Annotated in this window: 21 protein-coding genes; 9 read left to right on the top strand and 12 right to left on the bottom strand. The window is 72.2% G+C overall.

Annotation, left to right across the window (positions count from 1 at the left end):
• The first annotated feature begins 92 nt into the window (after nt 1-92).
• The 4 genes from ACFYPG_RS08940 (at nt 93) to ACFYPG_RS08925 (ending at nt 5,159) form a co-directional block, all read left to right on the top strand.
• Nucleotides 93-1,391, top strand: a complete 1,299-nt coding sequence (locus ACFYPG_RS08940) for an ABC transporter ATP-binding protein (protein WP_355004980.1) — start codon at nt 93-95, stop codon at nt 1,389-1,391.
• 71 nt (nt 1,392-1,462) lie between these two features.
• Entirely contained in the window at nt 1,463-1,927 is a 465-nt protein-coding gene (locus ACFYPG_RS08935; protein WP_355004981.1) for a DUF4442 domain-containing protein, read from the top strand.
• Nucleotides 1,928-1,986: 59 nt separating this feature from the next.
• Nucleotides 1,987-2,790 (top strand): beta-phosphoglucomutase family hydrolase, encoded by an 804-nt coding sequence (locus tag ACFYPG_RS08930; RefSeq protein WP_355004982.1) that lies wholly within the window; start codon nt 1,987-1,989, stop codon nt 2,788-2,790.
• Nucleotides 2,787-5,159 carry a glycoside hydrolase family 65 protein gene (locus tag ACFYPG_RS08925; RefSeq protein WP_355004983.1) on the top strand — a complete coding sequence of 791 codons (2,373 nt, stop codon included), beginning with the start codon at nt 2,787-2,789 and terminating at the stop codon, nt 5,157-5,159. The genes ACFYPG_RS08930 and ACFYPG_RS08925 overlap by 4 nt, the downstream gene beginning before the upstream one ends.
• Nucleotides 5,160-5,254: 95 nt before the next feature.
• Here ACFYPG_RS08925 and ACFYPG_RS08920 read toward each other — a convergent pair whose 3' ends face one another.
• Nucleotides 5,255-5,449, bottom strand: a complete 195-nt coding sequence (locus ACFYPG_RS08920) for a hypothetical protein (protein ID WP_355004984.1) — start codon at nt 5,447-5,449, stop codon at nt 5,255-5,257.
• 191 nt (nt 5,450-5,640) lie between these two features.
• Here ACFYPG_RS08920 and ACFYPG_RS08915 point away from each other — a divergent pair, with 191 nt between their 5' ends.
• Complete coding sequence (locus ACFYPG_RS08915) at nt 5,641-6,291, top strand: alpha/beta fold hydrolase (protein ID WP_355004985.1); 651 nt, start codon at nt 5,641-5,643, stop codon at nt 6,289-6,291.
• 3 nt (nt 6,292-6,294) lie between these two features.
• Here ACFYPG_RS08915 and ACFYPG_RS08910 read toward each other — a convergent pair whose 3' ends face one another.
• Nucleotides 6,295-7,395, bottom strand: coding sequence for an AI-2E family transporter (locus ACFYPG_RS08910; protein ID WP_355004986.1), 1,101 nt, complete (start codon nt 7,393-7,395; stop codon nt 6,295-6,297).
• Nucleotides 7,396-7,596: 201 nt separating this feature from the next.
• On the opposite strand from ACFYPG_RS08910, the gene ACFYPG_RS08905 reads away from it, so the two are divergent.
• The gene (locus ACFYPG_RS08905; protein WP_091395189.1) at nt 7,597-7,779 is read left to right on the top strand and encodes an antitoxin; all 183 of its coding nucleotides are present in this window, start codon (nt 7,597-7,599) and stop codon (nt 7,777-7,779) included.
• Nucleotides 7,780-7,846: 67 nt separating this feature from the next.
• On the opposite strand, the gene ACFYPG_RS08900 is transcribed toward ACFYPG_RS08905, so the two are convergent.
• A complete protein-coding gene (locus ACFYPG_RS08900) occupies nt 7,847-8,446 on the bottom strand; it encodes a hemerythrin domain-containing protein (RefSeq protein ID WP_355004987.1) in 600 nt (199 codons plus the stop codon).
• Nucleotides 8,447-8,618: 172 nt separating this feature from the next.
• Here ACFYPG_RS08900 and ACFYPG_RS08895 point away from each other — a divergent pair, with 172 nt between their 5' ends.
• The gene (locus ACFYPG_RS08895) at nt 8,619-9,932 is read left to right on the top strand and encodes an FUSC family protein (protein WP_355004988.1); all 1,314 of its coding nucleotides are present in this window, start codon (nt 8,619-8,621) and stop codon (nt 9,930-9,932) included.
• A 10-nt stretch (nt 9,933-9,942) separates the two neighbouring features.
• Here the strand turns inward: ACFYPG_RS08895 and ACFYPG_RS08890 are convergent, their stop codons facing one another.
• The 8 genes from ACFYPG_RS08890 to eccB all read right to left on the bottom strand — a co-directional run bounded on the left by ACFYPG_RS08890 (nt 9,943) and on the right by eccB (nt 16,470).
• Nucleotides 9,943-10,587 (bottom strand): C39 family peptidase, encoded by a 645-nt coding sequence (locus ACFYPG_RS08890; RefSeq protein ID WP_355004989.1) that lies wholly within the window; start codon nt 10,585-10,587, stop codon nt 9,943-9,945.
• A 223-nt stretch (nt 10,588-10,810) separates the two neighbouring features.
• On the bottom strand, nt 10,811-11,218 hold the full coding sequence (locus tag ACFYPG_RS08885; RefSeq protein WP_355004990.1) for a TIGR03618 family F420-dependent PPOX class oxidoreductase: 408 nt from the start codon (nt 11,216-11,218) through the stop codon (nt 10,811-10,813).
• A gap of 31 nt (nt 11,219-11,249) precedes the next feature.
• On the bottom strand, nt 11,250-11,591 hold the full coding sequence (locus tag ACFYPG_RS08880) for a YkvA family protein (protein WP_091395179.1): 342 nt from the start codon (nt 11,589-11,591) through the stop codon (nt 11,250-11,252).
• A gap of 33 nt (nt 11,592-11,624) precedes the next feature.
• Nucleotides 11,625-12,443, bottom strand: coding sequence for a hypothetical protein (locus ACFYPG_RS08875; RefSeq protein ID WP_355004991.1), 819 nt, complete (start codon nt 12,441-12,443; stop codon nt 11,625-11,627).
• 157 nt (nt 12,444-12,600) lie between these two features.
• Nucleotides 12,601-12,963, bottom strand: a complete 363-nt coding sequence (locus ACFYPG_RS08870; protein WP_355004992.1) for a hypothetical protein — start codon at nt 12,961-12,963, stop codon at nt 12,601-12,603.
• 169 nt (nt 12,964-13,132) lie between these two features.
• On the bottom strand, nt 13,133-14,428 hold the full coding sequence (locus ACFYPG_RS08865; protein WP_355004993.1) for a WXG100 family type VII secretion target: 1,296 nt from the start codon (nt 14,426-14,428) through the stop codon (nt 13,133-13,135).
• Nucleotides 14,421-14,831 (bottom strand): hypothetical protein, encoded by a 411-nt coding sequence (locus ACFYPG_RS08860; protein WP_355004994.1) that lies wholly within the window; start codon nt 14,829-14,831, stop codon nt 14,421-14,423. The genes ACFYPG_RS08865 and ACFYPG_RS08860 overlap by 8 nt, the downstream gene beginning before the upstream one ends.
• A gap of 46 nt (nt 14,832-14,877) precedes the next feature.
• Nucleotides 14,878-16,470 (bottom strand): type VII secretion protein EccB, encoded by a 1,593-nt coding sequence (gene eccB, locus ACFYPG_RS08855; protein WP_355004995.1) that lies wholly within the window; start codon nt 16,468-16,470, stop codon nt 14,878-14,880.
• Nucleotides 16,471-16,633: 163 nt separating this feature from the next.
• Here eccB and ACFYPG_RS08850 point away from each other — a divergent pair, with 163 nt between their 5' ends.
• A complete protein-coding gene (locus ACFYPG_RS08850) occupies nt 16,634-17,821 on the top strand; it encodes a type VII secretion protein EccE (RefSeq protein WP_355004996.1) in 1,188 nt (395 codons plus the stop codon).
• 19 nt (nt 17,822-17,840) lie between these two features.
• Here ACFYPG_RS08850 and eccD read toward each other — a convergent pair whose 3' ends face one another.
• The gene (gene eccD, locus ACFYPG_RS08845; protein WP_355004997.1) at nt 17,841-19,238 is read right to left on the bottom strand and encodes a type VII secretion integral membrane protein EccD; all 1,398 of its coding nucleotides are present in this window, start codon (nt 19,236-19,238) and stop codon (nt 17,841-17,843) included.
• 166 nt (nt 19,239-19,404) lie between these two features.
• On the opposite strand from eccD, the gene eccCa reads away from it, so the two are divergent.
• Nucleotides 19,405-23,370 (top strand): type VII secretion protein EccCa, encoded by a 3,966-nt coding sequence (gene eccCa / locus ACFYPG_RS08840; RefSeq protein WP_355004998.1) that lies wholly within the window; start codon nt 19,405-19,407, stop codon nt 23,368-23,370.
• The last annotated feature ends 66 nt before the right edge of the window (nt 23,371-23,436 follow it).

Genomic DNA, 23,436 nt, shown 5'->3' with positions numbered 1-23,436 from the left:
ATCGAACATGAGACGTTTACCCGATGTCACAAACCCATGATCCTGGTCACAGTCTTGGGGGGTTCGGCCAACGCGCGCTGGGGGGGAAGACGGTGAGCACCGTCACGCTCAAGGATGTGACCAAGGTTTTCCGAGATGGCACGCTGGCCGTCGACAGCATCAACCTCGATGTGAACGACGGCGAATTCCTGGTGCTGCTCGGGCCGTCCGGGTGCGGCAAGTCGACAGTGCTGCGAATGATCGCCGGGCTGGAGGAGCCGACCACCGGTGCGGTGATGCTCGACGGGGAGTTGGCGAACGACCTCCCCCCACGCGACCGCCGGATCGCCATGGTCTTCCAGGACTTCGCCCTCTACCCGCACATGACGGTCGGCGACAACATCGCCTTCCCGCTGCGACTGGCGGGGGTCGAGCCGGAGCCGCGGGGCGAGCGGGTCAGCGACGTGGCGAGCGCGCTGGGCATCGGTGACGTGCTGGCCCGCAAGCCGGGTCAGCTCTCCGGCGGGCAGCGGCAGCGGGTGGCGATGGGCCGCGCGATCGTCCGCCGGCCCGGCCTGTTCCTGATGGACGAGCCGCTGTCCAACCTGGACAGCGGCCTGCGCGCCGAGTTGCGCGCGGAGATCTCCGGCCTGACCCGCGAGCTGGGCGTCACCACTGTCTACGTCACGCACGACCAGGCCGAGGCGCTCACCATGGCCGACCGGGTGGCGATCATGCGTCGCGGCGTGCTTCAGGACGTGGGCACACCGACCCAGGTGTACGGCCGGCCGGCGACGCTCTACGTCGCGGCGTTCCTGGGCAGCCCACGGATGAACCTGCTGGAGGCGTCGGTCTACGTCCATCTCGACCGGTACGTCACGCTCAACCTCGGTGACCAGTCGCTCTACCTGCCCTGGAACGACATCCGCAGTCGGGCGGTGGCGCACTACCACGGTGAGCGGATCGTGGTCGGCATGCGGGCCGAGGCGCTCACCCCGGTCGCACCGGACAGCCCAGGCGACGTGCTGCGCGGGCGGATCCGCTACCTGGAGCACCACGGGCACGAGTCGCTGGCGTTCCTCGACATCGGCGCGACCGCGATCGTGGTCGACGAGATGGGTGCTCCGCTCGACCCGCCGCCGGTCGGCCAACGCGGCCTACGCCGCTTCGGCTCGGTGATGCAGCGGCTCACCGGCAAGCCGGTGGACGCGCAGGAGGCTCCGGCCAGTGGCGTCCAGACCAGCGTGCTGCCCGATCCGGGCCGGCACCACCGCCGCCCGGCGGAGCTGGCGGTGCGGCTGGCGCCGTACCCGGCGGTCAGCGCCGGTCACCCGCTCGCCGTCTCGGTACGGATGGACGCGCTGCACTTCTTCGACGAGCGTGGCGACCGGATCGACGTGGGTTGGCGCTGACGACGTCTGACCGTGCCATGGCGGCGAAGTCGCTGGTTGCCGGCCTGGTTACCGGTGAGTAACGTCAGGCCATGACTATCGACTCCCGCCAGGTGGCGGCCGGCATGCTGGAAGCGGTGCCGTTCGCTCGCACGCTCGGTATCGAGTTCGTCGAGGTGGCACCCGAGGCGGAGGGCGGCGTGCGGGCAGTCGTCCGGCTGCCCGACTCGGCGGCCACCCACAACCACATCGGCGGGCCGCACGCCGGCGCCATGTTCACCCTCGGCGAGACGGCCTCCGGCGCGGTCGTGCTGGCTGCCTTCGGGCGACTGCTCGACCAGGCCGTGCCACTGGCCGTCCGGGCCGAGATCGCCTACCGGAAACTCGCCATGGGTCCGGTGCTGGCCACCGCGCGACTCGGCCGGCCGGCGGCCGAGGTGACCGAGGAGTTGGCCGCCGGTCGACGACCGGAATTCCCCGTCACGGTCCAGATCACCACCGAGGACGGCAAGCCGACCTCGGAGATGACAGTGATCTGGACGCTGCGACCGAACTGAAACACCTCAGGGCGGCCGAAACGGGTTTGCGTGCCCAGCAGGGTGGATAGATTCGTACCGTGCTGGGCCTACCTGCTCACGTGACCGCCTGTCTCTTCGACCTGGACGGTGTGCTGACGCAGACCGCCCGCGTACACAACGCCGCCTGGACGCAGACGTTCGACGAGTTCCTCAGTCAGCGCGCAGCGACCTCCGGTGAACCGTTCCAACCGTTCGACCCGGGCCCGGACTACAACCGCTACGTCGACGGCCGCCCCCGGGCCGACGGCGTGCGGTCGTTCCTCGCCTCCCGAGGGATCGTGTTGCCCGAGGGCAGCCCTGACGACCCGCCGGAGGCGGAGACCGTCAACGGCCTGGGCAACCGCAAGAACGTCCTGCTGCTGCACCGTCTGCGTACCGCAGGCGTCGAGGTCTACCCGGGCTCGGTGCGGTATCTGAAGGCGGCGAGCGCCGCCGGGCTCCGCCGCGCCGTGGTCACCGCCAGCGCGAACGGGGGCGAGGTGGTGGCCGCCGCCGGGCTGGAGCCGCTGCTGGAGGCGCGGGTGGACGGGATCGTCGCCCGCACGCAGGGGCTGCGCGGCAAACCACACCCCGACTCGTTCCTCGCCGGTGCCAGGCTGCTCGGCGTCGATCCGACGCAGGCCGCCGTCTTCGAGGACGCGCTCTCCGGTGTGGCCGCCGGCCGCGCCGGGGGCTTCGGCTACGTGGTCGGCGTCGACCGGGTCGGGCAGGCCGACGAGCTGCTGGCCCACGGGGCCGACATCGTGGTGACCGACCTCGCCGACCTGCTCGACGGCGCGAACCCTCCGGCGCCGAACCGCACCGCCACCGACCCGCTCGCCGCCGAACGAGGCTCCGGATGATTCGGGAGCGCGCCTACCCGGTCGAGCCGTGGCACGTCCGGGAGACCCGGCTGGACATGGACGTGCTGGCCCAGTCCGAGTCGGTCTTCGCGCTCTCCAACGGGCACGTCGGCCTGCGGGGCAACCTCGACGAGGGCGAACCGCACGGCCTGCCCGGCACCTACCTCAACTCGTTCTACGAGCTGCGTCCACTGCCGTACGCGGAGGCGGGCTACGGCTTCCCCGAGTCCGGGCAGACCATCGTCAACGTCACCAACGGCAAACTGATCCGGCTGCTGGTCGACGACGAACCGCTCGATGTGCGTTACGGCGAGCTGATCGCCCACGAGCGGATCCTCGACCTGCGGGCCGGCACGCTGCACCGGGAGCTGCACTGGCGCTCGCCCGCCGGCCGGGAGGTCAAGGTCCGCAGCACCCGTCTCGTCTCGTTCACCCAGCGGTCCGTGGCCGCCATCAGCTACGAGGTGGAGGCCGTCGACGGCCCGCTGCGGTTGATCGTGCAGTCCGAGTTGGTGGCGAACGAATCGCTGCCCGCGCAGAGCAAGGACCCCCGGGTCGCGGCGGTGCTGGAGTCGCCTCTCCTGGCCGAGGAGGAGCTGACCACCCCCGACGGCGGCCAGCTGATCCACCGCACGAAGGTCTCCGGTCTACGGGTCGCCGCCGCCATGGAGCACGAGGTGCACGGCCCGGACCACACCACCATCGAGTCCGAGGGTTACCAGGACTGGGTCCGGACCACCATCGCCTGCGTGCTCCAGCCCGGCGAGAAGCTGCGGGTGATCAAGTATCTGACGTACAGCTGGTCGAGTCGCCGCTCTCTGCCGGCGTTGCGCGACCAGGTCGGCGCGGCACTCGCCGGCGCCCGACTCGACGGATGGGACGGGCTGCACCGGGAGCAGCGCAACTACCTCGACGCGTTCTGGGACGCCTCCGACGTGCTGGTCGAGGGCGACCCGGAGGTGCAGCAGGCGGTCCGCTTCGGGCTCTTCCACGTGTTGCAGGCCGGCGCGCGGGCCGAGCAGCGGCCGATCTCGGCGAAGGGGCTGACCGGCCCCGGTTACGACGGACACGCCTTCTGGGACACCGAGATGTTCGTCCTTCCGGTGCTCACGTACACCCAGCCGAGCGCGGTGCGCAGCGCGTTGCAGTGGCGACACAGCACGCTGGAATCGGCGCGCGAACGCGCCGAGACGCTCAACCTCAAGGGCGCCGCCTTCCCCTGGCGCACCATCGGCGGCCCGGAATCATCCGGGTACTGGCCGGCCGGAACGGCAGCCTTCCACATCGCCGCCGACATCGCCGACGCCGTGCGCCGCTACGTGATGGTCACCGGGGACACCCAGCTGGAACGGGAGATCGGGCTGGAGCTGCTGGTGGAGACCGCCCGGCTGTGGCGCTCGATCGGTCACCACGACCGGCACGGGCAGTTCCACATCGACGGTGTCACCGGCCCGGACGAGTACACCGCAGTGAAGAACGACAACGTCTACACCAACCTGATGGCGCAGCGGAACCTGCTCGCCGCCGCCGACGTGGTCATGCGCCACCGGGACGAGGCGTTCCACCTCGGGGTCACCGACGAGGAGGCCGCGAGCTGGCGGGACGCCGCCACCTCCATGCACGTCCCGTACGACGATGAGCTCGAGGTCCACCAGCAGGTCGAGGGCTTCACCCGACTCCAGGAATGGGACTTCACGCACACACCGGCGGAGAAGTACCCGTTGCTGCTGCACTACCCGTACTTCGAGCTGTACCGCAAGCAGGTGGTGAAGCAGGCCGACCTGGTCCTCGCCATGCACTGGCGGGGCGACGCCTTCACACCCGAGGAGAAGGTGCGCAACTTCCTCTACTACGAGCGCCGCACCGTACGCGACTCGTCGTTGTCGGCGTGCACCCAGTCGGTGCTCGCCGCCGAGGTGGGCCACCCCGAACTCGCGCACACCTACCTGCGTGAGGCCGCGTTGATGGACCTGCACGACCTCAACGAGAACACCCGCGACGGCGTCCACATGGCGTCGTTGGCCGGCGCGTGGCTCGCCCTGGTCAGCGGGTTGGGCGGTCTACGCGACCACGACGGCGAGCTGTCCTTCGCCCCCCGGCTGTCCAGCCGACTCAGCCGGTTGGAGTTCTCACTCCAGTGGCGGGGGCTGTCGCTGCGGGTGGATGTCCGGCCGCACCAGACGACGTACTCGCTGCGACACGGCGGCCCGGACGACGTGGTGGAGCTGCGCCACCATGACCAGGTACTGCGGGTGACCTGCGACGAGCCGGTGACGGTACCGGTGCCGCCGGCCGAGCCGTCCGGCCCGCCGCCCGAGCAGCCACCGGGCCGGTCCCCGCTGCTGCGGTTGCCCGAACGCGAACAGTGACGGGCGGGGCGGGAGTCTTCCCGCCCCGCCCGCGCTGTTGATCAGACCGGATTGCCGGCCCAGGTTGATCAGACCGGCTCGCCGGTCGAGGTGGATCAGACCGGCTCGCCGGTGGACGGACGCCCGATCGCGTCCCGGGGCGCCGCCGCCTTCGGGTCGTCGGGCAGCCGGGCCGAAGCGGCCTGGTCGCCGAAATCCTGGTCCCCGACGTCCTGGTTGCGCTCGGCGTCCTGTTCACGCTGGGCTCGCTCGGTCAGCTGCTGCTGCCGGGAAATCTGCTGCTTGGCCATGGCGATCCTCGCGATCCGTCGGGGCGCGGCTGCGCCGACACGGTCTGCGGTCGCTCGTCGCGTACCCGGCGCCCCAGCCGACAAACGCGGCCCGGCAGCGGGCGCACGGCCTCGGGTGAACGCCGTCGCGGCGTGCGTGCCCGGCGGCTGGCGGGGTAACCGGGCCACCGGCGAGTACGCGGAGGTGGGGCATGGACGAGCAGCGCAGCGTGACCATCCCGGTCGGGGACGCTCAACTCCCCGCCGACCTGACGCTGCCCGCCCAGCCTGTCGGCGTGGTGCTGTTCGCGCATGGCAGCGGCAGTTCCCGGCACAGCCCGCGCAACGTGGCGGTGGCCCGGACGCTGAACGACAGTGGGCTCGGGACGGTGCTGGCGGACCTGCTCACTCCGGCCGAGGACGAGGTGGACGCGCGAACAGCCGAACTGCGCTTCGACATCGGGCTGCTGGCCAGCCGGCTGGCCGGGATCGTCGACTGGCTGGCCGTCGAGCGTCCTGCCGGCGATGCGCCGATCGGCCTGTTCGGGGCCAGCACGGGTGCTGCCGCTGCCCTGGTCGCGGCGTCGTCCCGCGCCGATCGGGTGGCCGCAGTGGTCAGCAGGGGTGGTCGGCCGGACCTGGCCGGGAACGCGCTGGCCCAGGTGCGTACCCCGACGTTGCTCCTGGTCGGCGGGCTCGACGAAGAGGTGATCACGCTCAACGAGCGGGCGCTGGCCGAGTTGGGGGAGGTCGGCGAGTTGCGGGTGATCCCCGGCGCCACCCATCTCTTCGAGGAGCCCGGCACCCTTGAGCAGGTCGCCGATCAGGCTGGCACCTGGTTCACCACGCACCTCGGTCGATGATGATCACTCCGAGGGCAGGAGAGCCGAGGCCGAGCGGCGCTGTTGGACGGTGTCGATGACGCGCCAGAGGACGGCGGTGATCGGGACGCTGACGAACGCCCCAGCAATACCCGCGATCAGCGTGCCAGCGGTGACCGCCACCAGGATCACCGCCGGATGCAGTCGGACCTGCCGCTTCATGACCAGCGGCTCCAGCAGGTTGCCCTCGATCTGCTGCACGGCGATCACCGCCGCGAGGGTGAGCAGCGCTGTGGTCGGCCCGTTGGCTGCCAGCGCCACCAGCACCGCCACCGCGCCGGCCACCGTCGCCCCGATGATCGGCACGAACCCGCCGAGGAACGTGATCAACGCCAGCGGCAGGGCTAGTGGCACCCGCAGCACCACGAGAGCCAGCCCGATGCCCAGCGCGTCGATAGCGGCGATGAACATGGTTCCCCGGCTGTACGCGCCCAACGTCTGCCAACCGTTACGGCCGGCCTCGGCCAGCACTGGTTGGTTCGGGCCGGACGCCCGGGACAGCACCCAGTGCCACATGGACCGGCCGTCCTTGAGCAGGAAGAAGAGCAGCACCAGAGCCAGCAGCGCGGAGCCGAACACCTCGGTGGCGGTCCGGGCGCCGGCCACCGGGTCGGGTGAGCTGCCGCTGAGCCCTTCCCGGGCCTGGTCGACCAGCCGGTCCAGCTGTGCCTCGCTGACCGGAAGGGTGGACGTCACGAAGTCCCGGCTGCGTTCGACCCCCTGCGTCAACTCCTGGCTGAGCTGATCGAACTGGCTGGCGGTCAGGTTCCACACCAGAGCGCCGACGCCGACCAGGATGCCGAGCAGCAGCAGTACGGTGCAGAGCGCGGCCAGCGCCGTCGGCAGGCGCAACCGGCGCAGCAGCAGCAGGACCGGATCCAGCAGCGCGGTGAGGAAGATGGTGGCGGCCAGCGCGATGGCCAGCGGCGCCAACAGGACGGCGATCCGGCCGAGCAGGTACAGCCCTGCGGCGATCACCACCAGGCAGGCGCTCCACAACACAGCGGTCCGGACCAGCCACGGCAGCGCCGCCCAGGTCTGGCGCGGCCCGGGGCCGCCTGTCGGTCCGGGTACCTCTGCGGCCATGTCGGTCCTCCTCGATGTCGACGAGGTCGGTACCCGGTCGGTCGTGCCCCGACACCCGAATCGCTGGCCGTTGCCCGCGCGGATCGTACGTCGGCCGGAGTGACGCCGGTGGGTGTTCGCCAATCACGTCCGGAGCGGCGGCGTTTGGGTGGTCCGGCCGAGGGAACGCGAAGGGGACGGACCAGACTGAGGAGGAACGCCATGGGTGACTTCATGGACAAGGCCAAGGACTTCGCGGACAAGCATGACAAGCAGGTCGACCAGGGTGCGGAGAAGGCCGGCGACATGGCCGACAAGCGCACCGGCGGCAAGTACGGCGATCAGATCGACAAGGGCGTCGACCAGGCCCAGGCGCGCACCGGCGAGGGCGATCAGGTCCGCTGACCCGCCGCGCTTCTCCCGGGCCGCCGAGCCTCGGCGACCCGGGAGTGCCGGGTCCGGACGATGCGGATCAGCGCTTGTCGCGTAACTCGTCCATCGTGGTCGGCCGGCCGCTCAACGCGTCGCGCAACCGGTCGACCAGGCCGATGCCGGGGGCGAGCAGCTTGTTCGCCGGTGGGTGCTCCGGGCTTCCCGGGTGCGGCCGGGTCGGCCCGATCTCCTTGATCACCGTCACCCGGGCGGCGATCTCGACCAGCTCCTCCCGGGCCGTCGCCGCGCGCAGCCGCGGAAAGAGCTCCTTCTCCTCTTCCGCCACGTGGTGTCGGACGGTGCTGGTCAGGTGGGCGAGCAGTTCGTCGAAGCGGGGGTCGGACGGGTCGGCTGACTCCAGCTCCTTCATGGTCCGCTCGGCGTCGGCGTGCTCCGCGATCTCCCGATCGGCGATCTCGTTGCCGTCGGGCAGCACCTTTCGGGCGATCGGATACACGTACGCCTCCTCGGCCACCGAGTGGCGGACGAGTTCGGCGATCACCACGTCGGCGAGGTGGCGGCGGTGCTCGGCGGTGCCCTGCCGGGTCGCCAACTCGACGAGGACCGCCTCGATCGCACGATGATCGGAGACCAGGATGTCGACGGCGTCGTGGTCGTCGGTGTTCGGTGGATTGGTCATTGTCACGGCCCCTTACCGGTTGCGGATCGGTGGGAGGTGTGTGGCTCTGGTACCCCCACGGGGCTGCACAAACCCACGGTTGACGATGCGTACGACGTTGTTTTTGGTACCTGCGGGGGCTGTGGTGCCCGGCCGCCACGATTGCTGTGCCGCCGCCGGGGTAACCGCCGCCATGGCCGACGAACGCCCACCCGCCGACCGCGATCAGTCGCGGTTCGATGAGACCGCCGAGCGGACGGTCCGGCGGGTGCGGCACCGTGGCGGGCAGGCCGGCCGGATCCGGGCCCGGCAGTGGGAGGTCACTCTGGTGATCTCCATCCAGGCCGGGCTGGCCGCGGCCATCGCCGCCCTGCTCGCCAAGAATCTGCTCGGCCAGGGATCGCACGTCTTCGCCCCCGCCGCCGCCGTCGGTACGATCGCCACCGCCATCGGGCAGCGGGCCCGCCGGACCTTCGAGCTGTTGGGCGGCGTGGCCCTGGGCATCATCATCGGCGACACGCTGCGATTCCTGCTCGGCTCGGGACCGTGGCAGACCGGCGTGGTGGTCGCGTTGGCCATCGCCAGCGCGTTGCTGGTGGCCGGCAAGGGTGGTCCGCTCGTCGGCCAGGCCGGCGGTACCGCCGTGCTGATCGCCACGCTGGCCCCGATGCAACGTGGCCTGGAGGTGCCCCGCATCTTCGACGCGCTCGTCGGTGGGGCGGTCGGCCTGGTGGTGGTCGCGCTGTTGTTGCCGATCAATCCGATGCGGGTGCTGGACCGGGCCGCGGCACCGATCTTCGCGATCCTCTGCGAGCAACTCGACGAGCTGGCGCAGGCGATGCGCGAGCGCGACGTCGCCCGGACCATGGGCGTTCTCGACCGGCTTCGCAGCACCGAGGACGACCTGGGCCGGTTGCACGATGCGCTCAGCGGCGCCGAGGAGGTGGTGACGATCGCCCCGGTGCGCTGGCACCGCCGGCAGCAGTACCACCGTTACGCCCGCAGCGCGGGCCACCTGGAGCGGTTACTGCTGGACACTCGCGCCATGGCCCGCTGGTCGACCACCGCGTTGCAGTACGACGAGCCGATCCCACCGGAGCTGCCGGACGCGATGGCCCGACTGGGTCAGGCGGTGGCGGAGATGCGTGCGGAGTGCAAGGTCGGCGACGACACCCAGCGCACCCGTCGACTGGTCGAGCAGTGCGCCGAGTTGGCCGGGCGGGCATCGGCGACCGGGGTCAAGTCGTTCGGCGAATCCCTCGTCACCGGGCTGCGTACCGCAGCCAGCGACCTGCTCCGGGCAGCGGGTTCCGAACCGGAGGACGCCAACCGGATCGTGCGCCGCGCGGCCGGAGCCGGCGAGGCGGAGATCCACCCGCCACTCCACCGACAACTGCACAGGGCCCCACCGACGCGAGCCGCCCGAGCCCGCCGACGCGCGCACCTCGCCAACCGCCGTGACAACGGTCGGGCCGGCCTCCCCGCACGGGAGAGGCCGGCCCGGTGAAGCGTCCGGATCAGGAGGAGTAGCCGCGCTCGGCGATCCAGTTGGCGACCTTCGGCAGGCTCATCCAGTACTCGCCCAACGCCGGGTCGGCCGGGTCGGCGACCCGGATCGTGTCACCACCGTCGCGGTAGCCGACGAGGGTCAGGTAGTGGCCACCCTCGTACGAGTGCGGGTTGCCGTCGGTGTCCACTGTCGTGCCCTTGATGTTGGCCACCACCGGGCGGCCGGCGTCGACCGCGGCCAGCACGTCACGGCGCAGCTGCTCGACCTGGTCGGGGCGGGCCACCGAATCACGGATCTCGGTGGTCCGGTACTTGCCGCCGGTCAGTTCGTTGAGCACCCGGGTGGTGTCCAGGGCCGAGGGGGTGCCCGCCTCGGTGGTGCCCAGCAGCCGGGCCACCTCGTCCTGGGAGAGCGCCTTGCCCTGGGCGGACAACGCGATCCTGGTCGCGGCCGGGCCGCAGTAGTAGAAGTTCGGCTGGGCCTGGTAGTCGACGCCGAGGACCCGCTCGGCGTGCCTGTCGGTCTGGCTCGGCGAAGCCGGAGCGGCGGGTGCCGGCGCGGCCTGCGCGGCCACCGCCGGGCCGAGGGCGCAGCCGCCGGCGACGAGCAGGCCGACGACGGACAGGCCGCTCTTCTGGACGATCGGGTTCATGGTCGAGTCTCCGTTCGGGGGTTGTCGGCTCCGACAAGCGGAGGGCGGCAGCACCGGGAATGGCGCTCGGCGCAACACGGGGGCCGACCACCTGTGGTCTCGGCCCTGGGCGTACCGAGGGCGTAACGGCTCTGCTCCACGGAGAATTCCGCCGGCTGAGGGCACCGGGCCCGCACGGCGTCCCTGCCCGACCCGAACCGGTCATCGGGGACAGACGGTCAGCTCAGAGGCTGCCCAACAACCTGGTCACGGTGATCTCGATGACCACCCGCTCCGGATTCGGGCGTGGTGTCCGATACCGCTCGGCGTACCGCCGCTCGGCCTCCGCCACCGCGGCCGGATCCGACCGCAGCACCGCGCGGCCCTCGATGGTCAACCAGCGGCGGCCATCCACGTGGCAGACGGCCACCGCCGCGCCAGCCTCGCCGGCAGCCGCCACCTGACGGGCTTTGCGGGAGGCGCCGGAGGTGATGACCCGGGCCAGGCCGGCCGCCGGGTCGAGCGTCACCCCGACCGGTACGACGTGCGGGGTGCCGTCCGCCCGCAGGGTGGTCAGCGTCGCCAGGTGTCGTTCGGCGCAGAAGGCGACAACCCGCTCATCGTGCACGTCCAACCGATGATCGCCCGCCATGCCCGTCCCCTGTCCGCCGAACCGACCCCGATCATGGCACGCGGCGGCGCACCTGGCCCCGATCCGGCGGGGCGTCCGGCTGACCGGGCAGCTGGCGACCTGCCGCCCGACGTTGGTGCACCAGCCGGGTCAGGTAGATCAGCGCGGCGGCCAGGACCCCCATGTCATCCAGGTAGATCGGGTCCGGCAGCACGTCGACCGGGAAGATCGTGTAGATCAGCGCCCCGTAGAAGGCGACCTTGCCGCCGGCGCCCAGCCCGGTCAGCATCCGCCGGGTACGCACCACCCGCACCGCCAGCACCACGGCACCGACCAGTGTGGCGAGCGCCAGGATGCTGGCGATCACCACGAGGACCCACGCCTGTCGGGACATGCCGTCACGCTAACCCACCCGAGCCCGCGCGGCTCAGAACGCGGGCACCGTCGCACGGCCGCGAGCGGTCACCTTGTTCTCCCGGGTCTGCTCGACGTTCTCCCGGGGCTGCGCGCCCACCGGCCGGGCAACCTCGCTCAGCGGCAGCACCGACGCGGACTCGGCGACCCGTCGCCCGCTCGCGGCGTGCGCCTCCTCGCGCAGACTGCGAGCCGCGGCAACCGCCAACTCCGCCGCCCGCCACGCGCTCTGCTCCCGCTCGCGGGCCGCGGCGTGCCGGGCCGCCAGGTTGTCCCGGATCGCCCGCTGGAGCACCAGCTCCTGCTCGACCGGGTGCAGTCGCGGGTCCCAGCCGTCGCGGTGCGCGAAGACGTCGCTGAGCTGCTCCACCGACAGGTCCCGCCGCCAGTACGCATCCAGCGCCGCCCGGTGCAGGTAGCGCTCGCGGTCCGCGTACTCGGCGGGGGTCCGCGCGGTGTGCGGCAGCGGCATGGCGGCCGCCGCGTCCAACCGCCGTACGCCAGCCTCGGCCGCCTCGTACGTCAACCAGGCCGCTTCGACCGCCTCCTGCGCGGCCACCCACTCCGCCCGGCGGCGCTGCACGGTGGTGGTCGCCCGCTCGGCGGCCACCGCGACCTCCTGCGCGTAACGGCTCTGCTCCCGCTCCTCCTGGGCCTGCTCAAGTTGGCTCGGCATTGCGGCGCGCCGGATCCGGGAACCCGGGTCGAAGCGGAGCCGGCCGGGTCGCAGCAGGAGAGCGGAGACAACGACGGCTACCACCCCGAGCAGGCTCAGCCAGATGACGGCGGCCCGGGAGAGGTCGGGCAGGACGGCGGAGAGGATGGTTTGCATGTAACAGCACCTCGCGGTCGAAGGCGGGTATCGACGGGCGGCGGGAAGGCGCGGCAGCACCGGTCGGCACGGTGGCGGGATGATCCGTGGACGGCGAACTCAGGTGCCGTGCGGGAGGATCAGCCGGGATCGGGCCCCGGGGATCGCCGGGCCTGGCTCAGCGGGCGGCGGGTGGGCCGCGTCGCGCGGGGGAGCCACGGCCGGGATCGGCGGCCGGGACGTGCACCGGGCTAGCCGCGACCGGACCGGTCGCCGTGGCGGTGTCGAGCGTGCCAGCCGGCGGGGCTTCAGCGGCCTGGTCGGCTCGCTCGTCGGCCGGGCCGGCGTCGGGGCTGACACTCGCCACCCGGCTGCTCACGGCGCTGGGCCGCAGCTGCGTGGGGGTGGGCGGTGGGGTCGCGGCGAGAGCGGCACCGAGGCCGACCGCGAGGACCAGTGCGGTGACCGCCAGGCGGGTCAGTTCCCGCAGTGACCGCAGCGCAGCCCACCTGGCTGGGCGGACGGACGCTACGGAAGGCACCCGACCAACCTATCGCCAGTTCCGGCCAACCGCAGCACGGCGATGGACGGCGCGGGCGTGACCGCCACCACCATGCGCACTGTGGACGCCGCCGATCAGGGCCCAGGAACGGCAACGCCCCCGACCGGATCGGGTCCGATCGGGGGCACCGTGAATCGGTGGGCCGTGGTCAGTCGCCGGTGCCGAGCACCGGGGGCGCAGGCCTCTCGTCGCCCTGCCACACCATCTCGTCCTCGGTCAGCCAGGTCAGCCGCTCGTCGGAGTCGTCGTCCTGCGCACGCCCCTGCCCGCCGAGCACACCGGGACGACCGCCGCCGGACCCCGGCCGGGCGTTGCCACCGGTCATGGCCGGACGGCCGCCGCTCCCACCACGCTGGCCGTCGATGCTGCGCCCGACCCCGTTGGCGGCACGGGTCTCCGCCGGGGGCGCGCCACCGCCGGTCGGTCGAGCCGAGGTGGGGGCCGCGCTGCCCGAGCCGGCGAGCGCGCCGCTGCGCAACACCCCGCCGGCCGGTGCCCCGCCCTGCGCCCCGTAGAGCAGGCCGGGGCCGGTGCTCGCCGCGGTGGGCGCGCCGGCCGGCCCGGACAGCCCGACCAGCCCGGCGGCACCCCCGCCGAGCAGCGCGCCGCCGAGAAGCGGGTCGGCTCCGGCGAGGGATGTGCCGCCGCCAGCGAGGTCGCTGCCAGCGCCGGTCGGAACGGTGACGACAGCCGCCCCGCCGCCGGTGACCGCGCCGACCTCGCCCGGCGTCGAACCGTCGCCCGGCAGTTGGGCGACATGGTCGGGCGTCGAGATGGTGGCGTCACCCTTGCGCCCGGTGTCGGCGCCGGTGTGGGGGCCGCCGCTCACCCGGGCGATCGCCGAGACGCTCTGTGGCGTCGTCGGGTCCTTCCGGGCGGTGGTCGGCGTGTCCGGGTCCGGTGGGGGCGGTTCGACCACCCGGTCGTAGGCGGAGATCTCGTAACTGTTGGCCAGGCCGGCCACCAGGTTCACCATCCGCTGGTGGGCCTTCTCCTGCTCTGCCTTGTCCTGCTGGTGACCCGCGATGCCTCCGACGATCAGACCGGTCAGACCGAAGACCGCGCCACCCTTGATCGCACCGCCGATCGCCTTGTCGTTGTCGTCGGTCTCCTCCGGGCTCTCAGCCTGCTTGTGGGCGTCGCGCAGATGGTCGGCCATCATGGTCAACCCCTGCCTGATGCCGGCCATCCCTTCGCCCAACGCGTCAGTGTGGGCGACGATGAAGCTGAGTCGCCGGTGGAACTCCTGACCCGCCGAACCCGTCCAGGTGTTGGCGAGCTTGTCGAGGTCGCCGCTCAGCTCCCGGCCGAGACCGTCGAGGATGCCCTTGAGCTCGGCCCACTGGGTGGCCACGCCCTCGATCTGCTCCGGCTTGCCCGCCATCAGGCCGTCGTACAGCTGCTGGTGACTGTTGCCCTGGTAGCGCTGGGTGTAGTCAGACACGCCCGTCCTCCTTCGGCTGCAACGCCCGGTCGACCGGGGTCAGCGCGGCGGTGACATCGTCGGCGTTTGCCGCGTTACGCGCCTCGGCGGTGCGGTAGTTGTTCAGGATCGTGCTCGTCGCCTGCTGTGCCGCCAGCACCGCCTGCCGGATCCGTTCGGCCTGGTCGACATAGGACTGGTGGACCTCGCTGTAGCGACGCGCCTTGTCGGTGGCGTCGAAGAACGAGCCCAGAGCCGGAGGACGGCACTGCATCTCGGTGTTGAGCTTGCGCAGCACCGACTCGGCCTGGCTCAACCGCGACGCCAGGTGCTCGTGGAAGTCCTCAAGGGACAACAGGTCGACTTCCGTACGCCCGGCCATGGCAACATCCCCGTCGTTCTGGTTGACAACCGTCAGCGGCATCCAGGTTAGTCCACCAGTGCGACTCCGGGCGACCCGTCGAAGCTGCTCAGCCGTCGGCGTCGGTCGATTCCGTGGACCCCCCGCCGGTCCCACCGCTCGACGGGGTGCCACTGGCCGGACTCGACGATGTCGACCCCGACGGTTGCGCGGCGGACGGCGTGCCCGACGGCGGTGCCGCTGACGGCGAGCCCGACCTCGGCGCGGTCGACGGCGGTGCGGTCGGTGCCGGCCCGTCGGCAGCGAAGACGGCGAACGCGTCCTCGCGGTCCAGCGTCGGCCCGGTCGGGATCAGTGCGAGCAGGGAGCCGGGCACCGCCAGTGGGGTGATCCCGCCGTAACCGAGCACGTCGAGGGTCTCCGCCGAAGCGAGCGGATACCGGATGCCCTGCGGGCTGATCAGGTAGATCGTCGACCCGGCGGCACCGGAACCGCTGGTCCCGGCACCGGGCGAGGCCTGCGCGATGACACCCTTGCCGCCGGGCAGCAGCACCGCCTCAGCGGTGCGTACGGCGTCGCGCCTGGTCTGGCGCACCGGCACCAGGCCCGGATCGCTGTCGGTCAACTCGGTCGGCACCCGGTCGAAGACCTCCAGGGTGGTGGTCGGCGGGCCGCCCGCGCTGCCCTTGCGGTACGTAGCGCACAGCGTGGTCTGACCGGGCTGGGCCGGGTAGAGGGCGGGCATCGTCGCCGGCACCCCCTCCTCCTCGATCCGCCGCTCCTCGAACGCCTCGCTGGCCTGGTTCGGGGTGATGTCGGTGATCCGACCGCCGTTGCTGACGAGCAGCAGAGCGGTGATCTCACTGATCGAGACGAGAGCGTCCCGGGTCAGCACGTAGTGCCGCCCGGCGGCCTTGAACACCGAACCGACGTCGTACGTCTGCCCTGCCACAGTGCGACTGCTGGGTTGACCCTCGCCGGGCAGTGACGGCCGGCGCAGCGGTGGCCCGGCCGGCACGGCGTTGAGCAGCTGCTGTCCGACCTGGAGTCGCTCGGTGCCGGCCATCCGCAGCGCCGTGATCGTGCGGGACGGATCGAGCAGCTGGAGTCGGGTGTTGTTGGTGACCAGGTACCGCTGGTCGTTCACCGAGACCAGCACCGCCCGGTCACCCAGCGGCGTGCCGCCGGGCAGCGCCCGGTCGATCACCAGCCGGGTGCTGGAGCGCTGCCGGTCGACCGGGTCGGGCACGTCGCAGACCGACCAGGGCAGGCCGGTCAGCGACTTGCGGTCCGGCAGGGCGTCCGGTGCCCCGACGATGCCGACGGTGACGCCGCGGGGCCGGTCCCGCAGCGACGCCTGGGACATCGTCCGCACCTGGGCACTCGCATCGTTCACGATGAGGCGTGCCGAGGTGTAGTTGAGCGTCGGGTGCAACTTGCCCTCGATGAACACGTACGTCGCGCCGGTCTCCCGTTCGATGACCAGGGTCTGGTCGTCCAGCGGTGCCGCGCCACCGGTCAACTGGCCGTAGGCCCCGACCCCGCCCAGCACGATGGCCGCGGTGAGGACACTGCCGAAGACGGCCATGCCGAGCCGTCGCATCGGCAGGTTGGTGGTCTCCGGATCGCCCGACAGCAAGGCGGAGACGATGCGGCGGGTGACGAAGCGGTACGCCTGCACCTGATCGCGGCGGGTCCGCATGACTTACCTCCGGCGGGGTGGATCCGCGACGATCAGGGTCGGGGTGCCGTCGCGGGCTTCCCTACGATAAGGGGCCGACTGTGGTTCCTAGGGACCACCGCTCGTGGCCGGCACCGGAGAAGACCCGGCGCAGAGTCGTACCGTGCAGGAGGGACAGTCAGCGATGACGCAGGTTCAGGCGCCACCCGTCCGAGCGGTCACGGACCCTGTCGACGTTCCGACCCGGCCGGCGCCCCCGGCCGAGCAGCCCGGCCGTGGACGGGTCGGCCCCGTGCTGGTCGGGCAGCTCGTCGTACTGGAGCTGTGCGTGGTCGGCGTCTGGGCCGCCACGGCCGGACCCAGCTGGGTGCTCGCCGCGGCGGGTGTCGCTTCGCTGCTGGTCGTCCTGGCGGCCTTCGCCCGTCGGGGTGGCCGCTGGTGGTTCGAGGACCTGCTGCTGCGCCGGCGTCTGCGGCGACGTGGTGACCGGGCGTCGGCAGCGCTGGCCAGCGGCACGGCGACCGACCCGAGGTTGGCTGCGCTCGCTCCCGAGCTGAGCGTCATCGAGTTGACCGACCGAGGCACCCGGCTCGGCATCGGGCGCGACGACCAGGGCTGGTTCGCCGCCGTCGCCCTGCAGTCCGCCACCGGTGCGGCGGTCGGCTCGGTCGACGCCGCCGCCGTGGACCGCGCGCTGCGGGTGCTCGCGGACTTCAGCGCCCCGGTCTCCCGGGCCCAGGTCGTCGCGCACACGTTGGTCTGGTACCCGGCACCCGGCGCGCCGCCGGCTGCTCACCGGACCGTCTGGGTGGCGGTGCGGCTCACCGTCCGGGACGCCCGGGTCGAGGCGGTGAGCCGGGGCGGCGGGTTGACCGGCGTACACCGGACGGTGGCGGCCGGCATCGGCCGGCTCGGCAAGGCGCTGACCTCGGCGGGGCTGGCACATCGCCCACTGGGCCGGGAGGAGCTGCGTGCGGCCATCGTCTCGGCTGCCGGCCTCGACCTGGTGCCCGAGGCGCCGGCCGAGAGTTGGCGCGGGTTGCGCGGCGGCGGCTGGACGCACCGCTGCATGGCGCTGCGGGGCCGCTTCGACGCGCCGCTCGGTCCGCTGGTGGACGCGATCACCGCGACCTCGGCGCCGTCGCACACGGTGGCCGTGACCGTCTCGTCGGACGGTCGGGTGGCGGCACCGCTGCTGCGGGTCGCGGCGATGGACAACCACGTCGAGGCCCTGGTCAAGGTGGTTCGCGACGTCGCCGGCCGGGTGGGCGCGTCCACCCGGCCGATGGACGGTCAGCACGGCCCGGGGGTCTACGCCACCGCTCCGGTCGCGTCGGCGCTGGGCGTCTCCACCGATCTGCGGTCGCGCTGACCGGTGCGGGGGCGCACGGTCAGGGGCGGAGGTTGACGATCCAGCCGTAGAGGCCGCAGACCCAGAAGGCGAGCGGCACCAGCGAGATGATGAGCAGGATCTCGGCGATGTCGAGCAGGCGGCCCCAGACCGGCGAGATGCGCTTGCCGGCGACGGTCAGACCGTAGATCAGGCTGATCACCGCGGCGAGCACCAGACCGCCCAGGATCAGGCCGAGCCGGACCGGCAGCGACCCACCGGCGAAGGTGGTCGCGGCGGCCAGGCCCAGACCCACGGTGCCGGCCAGCAGCACCGGGGTGCGCTGCGCCCGGCCCAGGAGAGGACGGGCCCGCAGCAGTGCCAGCAGGGCCAGCACCAGGCAGAGCAGCACCGCGGGCAGGCGCCCGTCCAGGGCCAGCACGAGTTGCGCGCCCAGCACCAGCAGCGACACCGTCCACAGCAGACCGGTCAGGAACGCGTCGGCGCGCTCACTCTGCTGGAGCACCTGCCGGCCGTCCACCGACTCGCTGTCGGTCTTCAGGTCCTCCGGACCGGTCGGAATCGACGGCACCGGCAGCCGGGCCAGCCGGTAGGCCATCATCGGCAGCGCCGGCACCACGCCGAACGCGACCGCCGCGACCACCGCGGCGGAGGCCGCCGCGTCGAGGCCGAGGGCCAGGCAGAGCACGGCGCCCAGGCCGGTCGCGGCCGCGACCCCGATCGCGGCGAAGAAGAGGGGGTACCGGTCGCCGACCGCCAGCACCGCCACCGCGCCGGCTACCACCGCGGCGGTCGCCGCGAGCAGGACATGCGGACTGGCCAGGTCGTTCAGCGCCCGATCACCGGCCAGCAGCAGCAGGCCACCGGTGGCCGCGTGCACCAGGCCGACCAGGGCCAGCACCGCGCCGATGCCGCTGTCACCGGCGGCCCTGGACAGCACCGCCGCGCCCACCAACAGCGCCACCGCGACCAGCAGCGCGGCCAGCGCGCCGGGCAGGTGCGGCGGACCGGCGAAGAGGGCGGCGAGCGCGCCGGCGCCGAGCGCCGCCGCCGCGAAGACCACAGCGAAGGATCGGGTCGCGCCGACCTGCCAGGCGCCTGGGCGCTGGTTGGTCGCGGTGGCGACCGCGTCCACCACGTCGTCGAAGACGATCTCCGGCGCGGCGTCGGACCGGGGGTTGAAGTAGAGCACCTCACCGTCCCGGACGCTGAGCTGCGCCGCGGTACGACCACCGTCGAGGGGCGCACCGCCCAACCGGGACAGTGCCCAGCCGCCGTGCCGCGCACCCTCGTCGGCCATGTCCTCACCGGCGTAGCGCAGCAGCGTGGGAAGCAAGTCGGCCAACGGCACGTCCGACGGCAGCGCCAGGTCCATCCGGGTACGCGGGGCCACGATGGTGATCCGGCTGAGACCGCCGGTCGCCGTCTTCGTCGCCACAGTGGCCTCCAGGTGTGCGTCTGTGATCGGCTGGCTGGGATGCCGCGGTCCGGGTCCACCGCGCACACGGCAGATTACCTACGATGACGGCACGTACGATGCCCACCCGCGGGCGGTGTTCCGCGGGCCGCACGTCATCAGGGCCGCTTCTGGGGAGGAGACAGCCGTGAGCACTGTGGTGTTCCGCCGGCTCCCGCGTCAGCCGGGGCCGGCCCTGCCGCGCGGCGAGGTGCTGCTGGAGTCGCCTCCTGAGCTGCCCGAGCCGACACCCCGCGGGATGGGGCAGCTGCTCATGATCCTGCCGATGTTCTGCGGGGTCGGCGCCATGGCGTTCCTCTACGCCGGCAAGGGCGGCGGCATGATGACCTACGTTGCCGGTGGTCTGTTCGGTGTCTCGATGCTCGGCATGGCGATCGGCTCGTTGGCCAACAGCGGCGGCAAGGACAAGGCGGAGCTGAACGCCGATCGCCGTGACTACATGCGCTACCTGGCGCAGATGCGCAAGCGCACCCGGCGTGCCGCCGAGCAGCAGCGGGCCGCGATGGCGTGGCGGCACCCGGAGCCCGACGCGCTCTGGTCGATCGCCGCGTCCCGGCGACTCTGGGAGCGGCGGATCACCGAGGACGACTTCGGTGAGACCCGGATCGCCCTCGGCCCGCAGCGGCTCGCCGTGGAGATCGTCCCACCGGAGACGAAGCCGGTGGAGGACCTGGAGCCGATGAGCGCCATCGCGCTCCGCCGGTTCGTCCGGGCACACTCCACGGTGCCCGAACTGCCGACGGCGCTGTCGGTGCGCGCGTTCAGTCGGGTGGTGCTGCGCGGCGACCGCGAGCCGGTGCTCGACCTGACCCGGGCGGCGCTGGGGCAGCTGACCACCTTCCACGCACCGGACGACCTGGTGATCGCTGTGGTCGCCGCACCCGACCGGCAGTCGTCCTGGGACTGGGTGAAGTGGCTGCCACACGCCCACCACAGCGGTCGGACGGACGCTGCGGGCGCACGCCGGCTGGTCTTCGCCAGCCTGGCCGAGGCCGAGGCCTCGCTCGCCGCCGAGCTGGCCGGGCGGCCCCGGTTCGCGCCGGAGGCCAAGCCGCTGACCACCGCCCCGCACCTGGTCGTGGTGATCGACGGCGGGGAGATCTCGCCGACCTGCCAGCTGGTCGGCCCGGGTCTGCTCGGGGCCACCGTGATCGACCTTTCCGGGACGGTGCCGCGCGACGCCGGCCGCTGGCTGCTCTGCCTCGACGTGAACGACGGAGGCTCACTCGACCTGGTCCGGGGCACCTCGTCGTCGACGCTGGGTCGTCCCGACCGACTCAGCGCGGAGGCCGCCGAGGGGTTGGCCCGACAGATCGCCCCCTTCCGGCTCTCCCAGCAGCAGACCGGCGGCGACGAGCCGCTGGCCCGCAGCACCGAGCTGCCGGACCTGCTCGGCGTCGGCGATGCCGCGGCGGTGGACGTGCAGAACACCTGGCGCCCGCGTGGGCACCGCGACCGGCTGCGCATCCCGCTCGGTGTCGGCCCGGACGGCAACGTGGTCGAGCTCGACTTCAAGGAGTCGGCGCACGAGGGCATGGGCCCGCACGGTCTGGTGATCGGTGCGACCGGCTCCGGCAAGAGCGAGCTGCTGCGTACGGTGGTGGCCGCGTTGGCGGTGACCCACTCGTCGGAGGAACTGAACTTCGTCCTGGTGGACTTCAAGGGCGGCGCTACCTTCGCCTCGCTGGAGGCGCTGCCGCACACCAGCGCGGTGATCACCAACCTGGCCGACGAGCTGCCGCTCGTCGACCGGATGCGCGACGCGCTCGCCGGTGAGATGGTGCGCCGCCAGGAGTTGCTGCGGGCGGCCGGCAACTACGTCTCCCGTTTCGAGTACGAGAAGGCGCGCTCGGCCGGTGAGCCGCTGGCGCCGATGCCCAGCTTGTTGATCATCTGTGACGAGTTCAGCGAACTGCTCGCCGCCAAGCCGGACTTCATCGACCTGTTCGTGATGATCGGCCGGTTGGGTCGGTCCCTCGGCGTGCACCTGCTGCTGGCCAGCCAGCGCCTCGAGGAGGGCAAGCTGCGGGGCCTCGACACGCACCTGTCGTACCGGATCGGTCTGCGGACCTTCTCCGCTGTGGAGAGCCGGATCGTGCTCGGCGTCCCGGACGCGTACGAGCTGCCGAACGCGCCGGGCCACGGCTATCTGAAGACGGACACCAGCACCATGCTGCGGTTCCGGGCCGCGTACGTGTCCGGGGCGTACCGGGCGCCGGGGCAGCAGGCCTCCGCCTCGCAGGCGCTGGTGCAGCGCCGGATCGTGCCCTACGGTCTCGACTTCGTGCCGGTGCAGGTCCCGCAGGTGCCGGTGACCACCGCTCCGGAGGCGGAGCAGCCTGCCGACGGCAAGGCAGTGGCGATGCTCGACGTGCTGATCGACCAGCTCAAGGGTCGGGGCCGCCCGGCGCACCAGGTCTGGTTGCCGCCGTTGGCCGACCCGCCGGGTCTGGGCGAGCTGCTCGGTCCGCTGGCGGTGGACCCGACCTACGGGTTGTGCACCGCCTCCTGGCCGGGGCGCGGGCGACTGACAGTGCCTGTCGGCGTTGTGGACCGCCCTTACGAGCAGCGTCGGGATCCGATGATGGTCGAGCTGGCCGGGGCCGGCGGCAACGTGGTCATCGTCGGTCGGTCGCTGAGTGGCAAGAGCACGATGCTGCGTACGCTGCTGGCCTCGTTGGCGCTCACGCACACGCCGCGGGAGGTGCAGTTCTTCTGCCTGGACTTCGGTGGGGGCGCGCTGCGCAGCATGGAGCGGTTGCCGCACGTGGCCGGGGTGGCGGGGCGGCGCGACGTCGAGGCGGTCCGCCGGACGGTGGCCGAGGTGGTCGCCGTCCTGGACGATCGGGAGGGTCGTTTCGCCCAGCACGGCATCGACTCGGTGGCGAGTTACCGTCGTCGCCGTGCCGCCGGTGAGTTCGCCGACGACCCGTTCGGCGACGTGTTCCTGGTGGTGGACGGGTGGAACACCCTGCGTCAGGAGTACGAGGAGCTGGAGCAGACCATCACCACGTTGGCCAACCGGGGCCTCGGCTTCGGTGTGCACGTGGTGCTCACCGCCGTGCGGTGGGCGGAGATCCGGATCAACATGCGGGATCTGCTCGGCACCAAGTTGGAGTTGCGTCTCGGTGACGCGTCGGAGTCCGAGATCGACCGTCGGGCGGCGAACAACGTGCCGGAGAAGTCGCCCGGTCGCGGCCTGACCCGGGACAAGCTGCATTTCCTCACCGCGATCTCGCGGATCGACGGCCGTCGCGACATCGATGATCTGGGCGAGGCCTCGCTGTCCCTGGCCGGGCACGTGGCGGCGAACTGGCCGGGGCGTCCGGCGCCGAAGGTTCGGTTGCTGCCGCGCCGGCTGCCGGTGACGGAGCTGGCCCGGATCATCGACCGCTCGGCGCCCGGTCTCCCGATCGGTGTCAACGAGTCGGCACTCGCGCCGGTCTACCTGGACCTGGCCAACGAGCCGCACCTGACGGTCTTCGGCGACGCGGAGTGCGGCAAGACCAACCTGCTGCGCCTGATCGCCCGGGGGATCACCGAGCGGTACACGCCGGCGCAGGCCCGGCTGGTGATCGCCGACTACCGGCGTGGCCTGCTGGGGGCGGTGGAGGGTGATCACCTGCTCGACTACGCCCCGTCGAACCAGGCGTTCGCCCAGGGGCTGGGGTCGATCCGCAGCGCGCTGTCCAACCGGCTGCCCGGCCCGGACGTGACCACCGCCCAGCTGCGTGATCGGAGCTGGTGGAAGGGTCCGGATCTCTACATCCTGGTGGACGACTACGACCTGGTGGCATCGGGCGGCAGCAACCCACTGAGCGCCCTCCAGGAGTTGTTGCCGCAGGCCCGCGACATCGGTCTGCACCTGATCGTCACGCGCCGCGTCGGTGGTGTGTCCAGGGCGCTGTACGAGCCGGTGCTGCAACGGCTGCGCGAGTTGGACTCGCCGGGCCTGCTGATGTCCGGCAACCGGGAGGAGGGCGCGGTCTTCGGCACGTTGCGGCCGAGCCCGCAACCGGCCGGTCGGGGCACCCTGGTTCGCCGTCGCGATGGCCAGCAGCTGATTCAGACGGCCTGGTCTGAGCCGGCCTGAGCGCTGTCGTTCGTTCGGTAGGGGCCGGCGGCCCGTTCCGGTCCGATTCACCACCATCCATCGAAC

The organism is Micromonospora sp. NPDC005553, from assembly GCF_042871765.1.
Classification (GTDB): domain Bacteria; phylum Actinomycetota; class Actinomycetes; order Mycobacteriales; family Micromonosporaceae; genus Micromonospora.
This window is presented reverse-complemented; position numbering and strand designations above follow the sequence as displayed.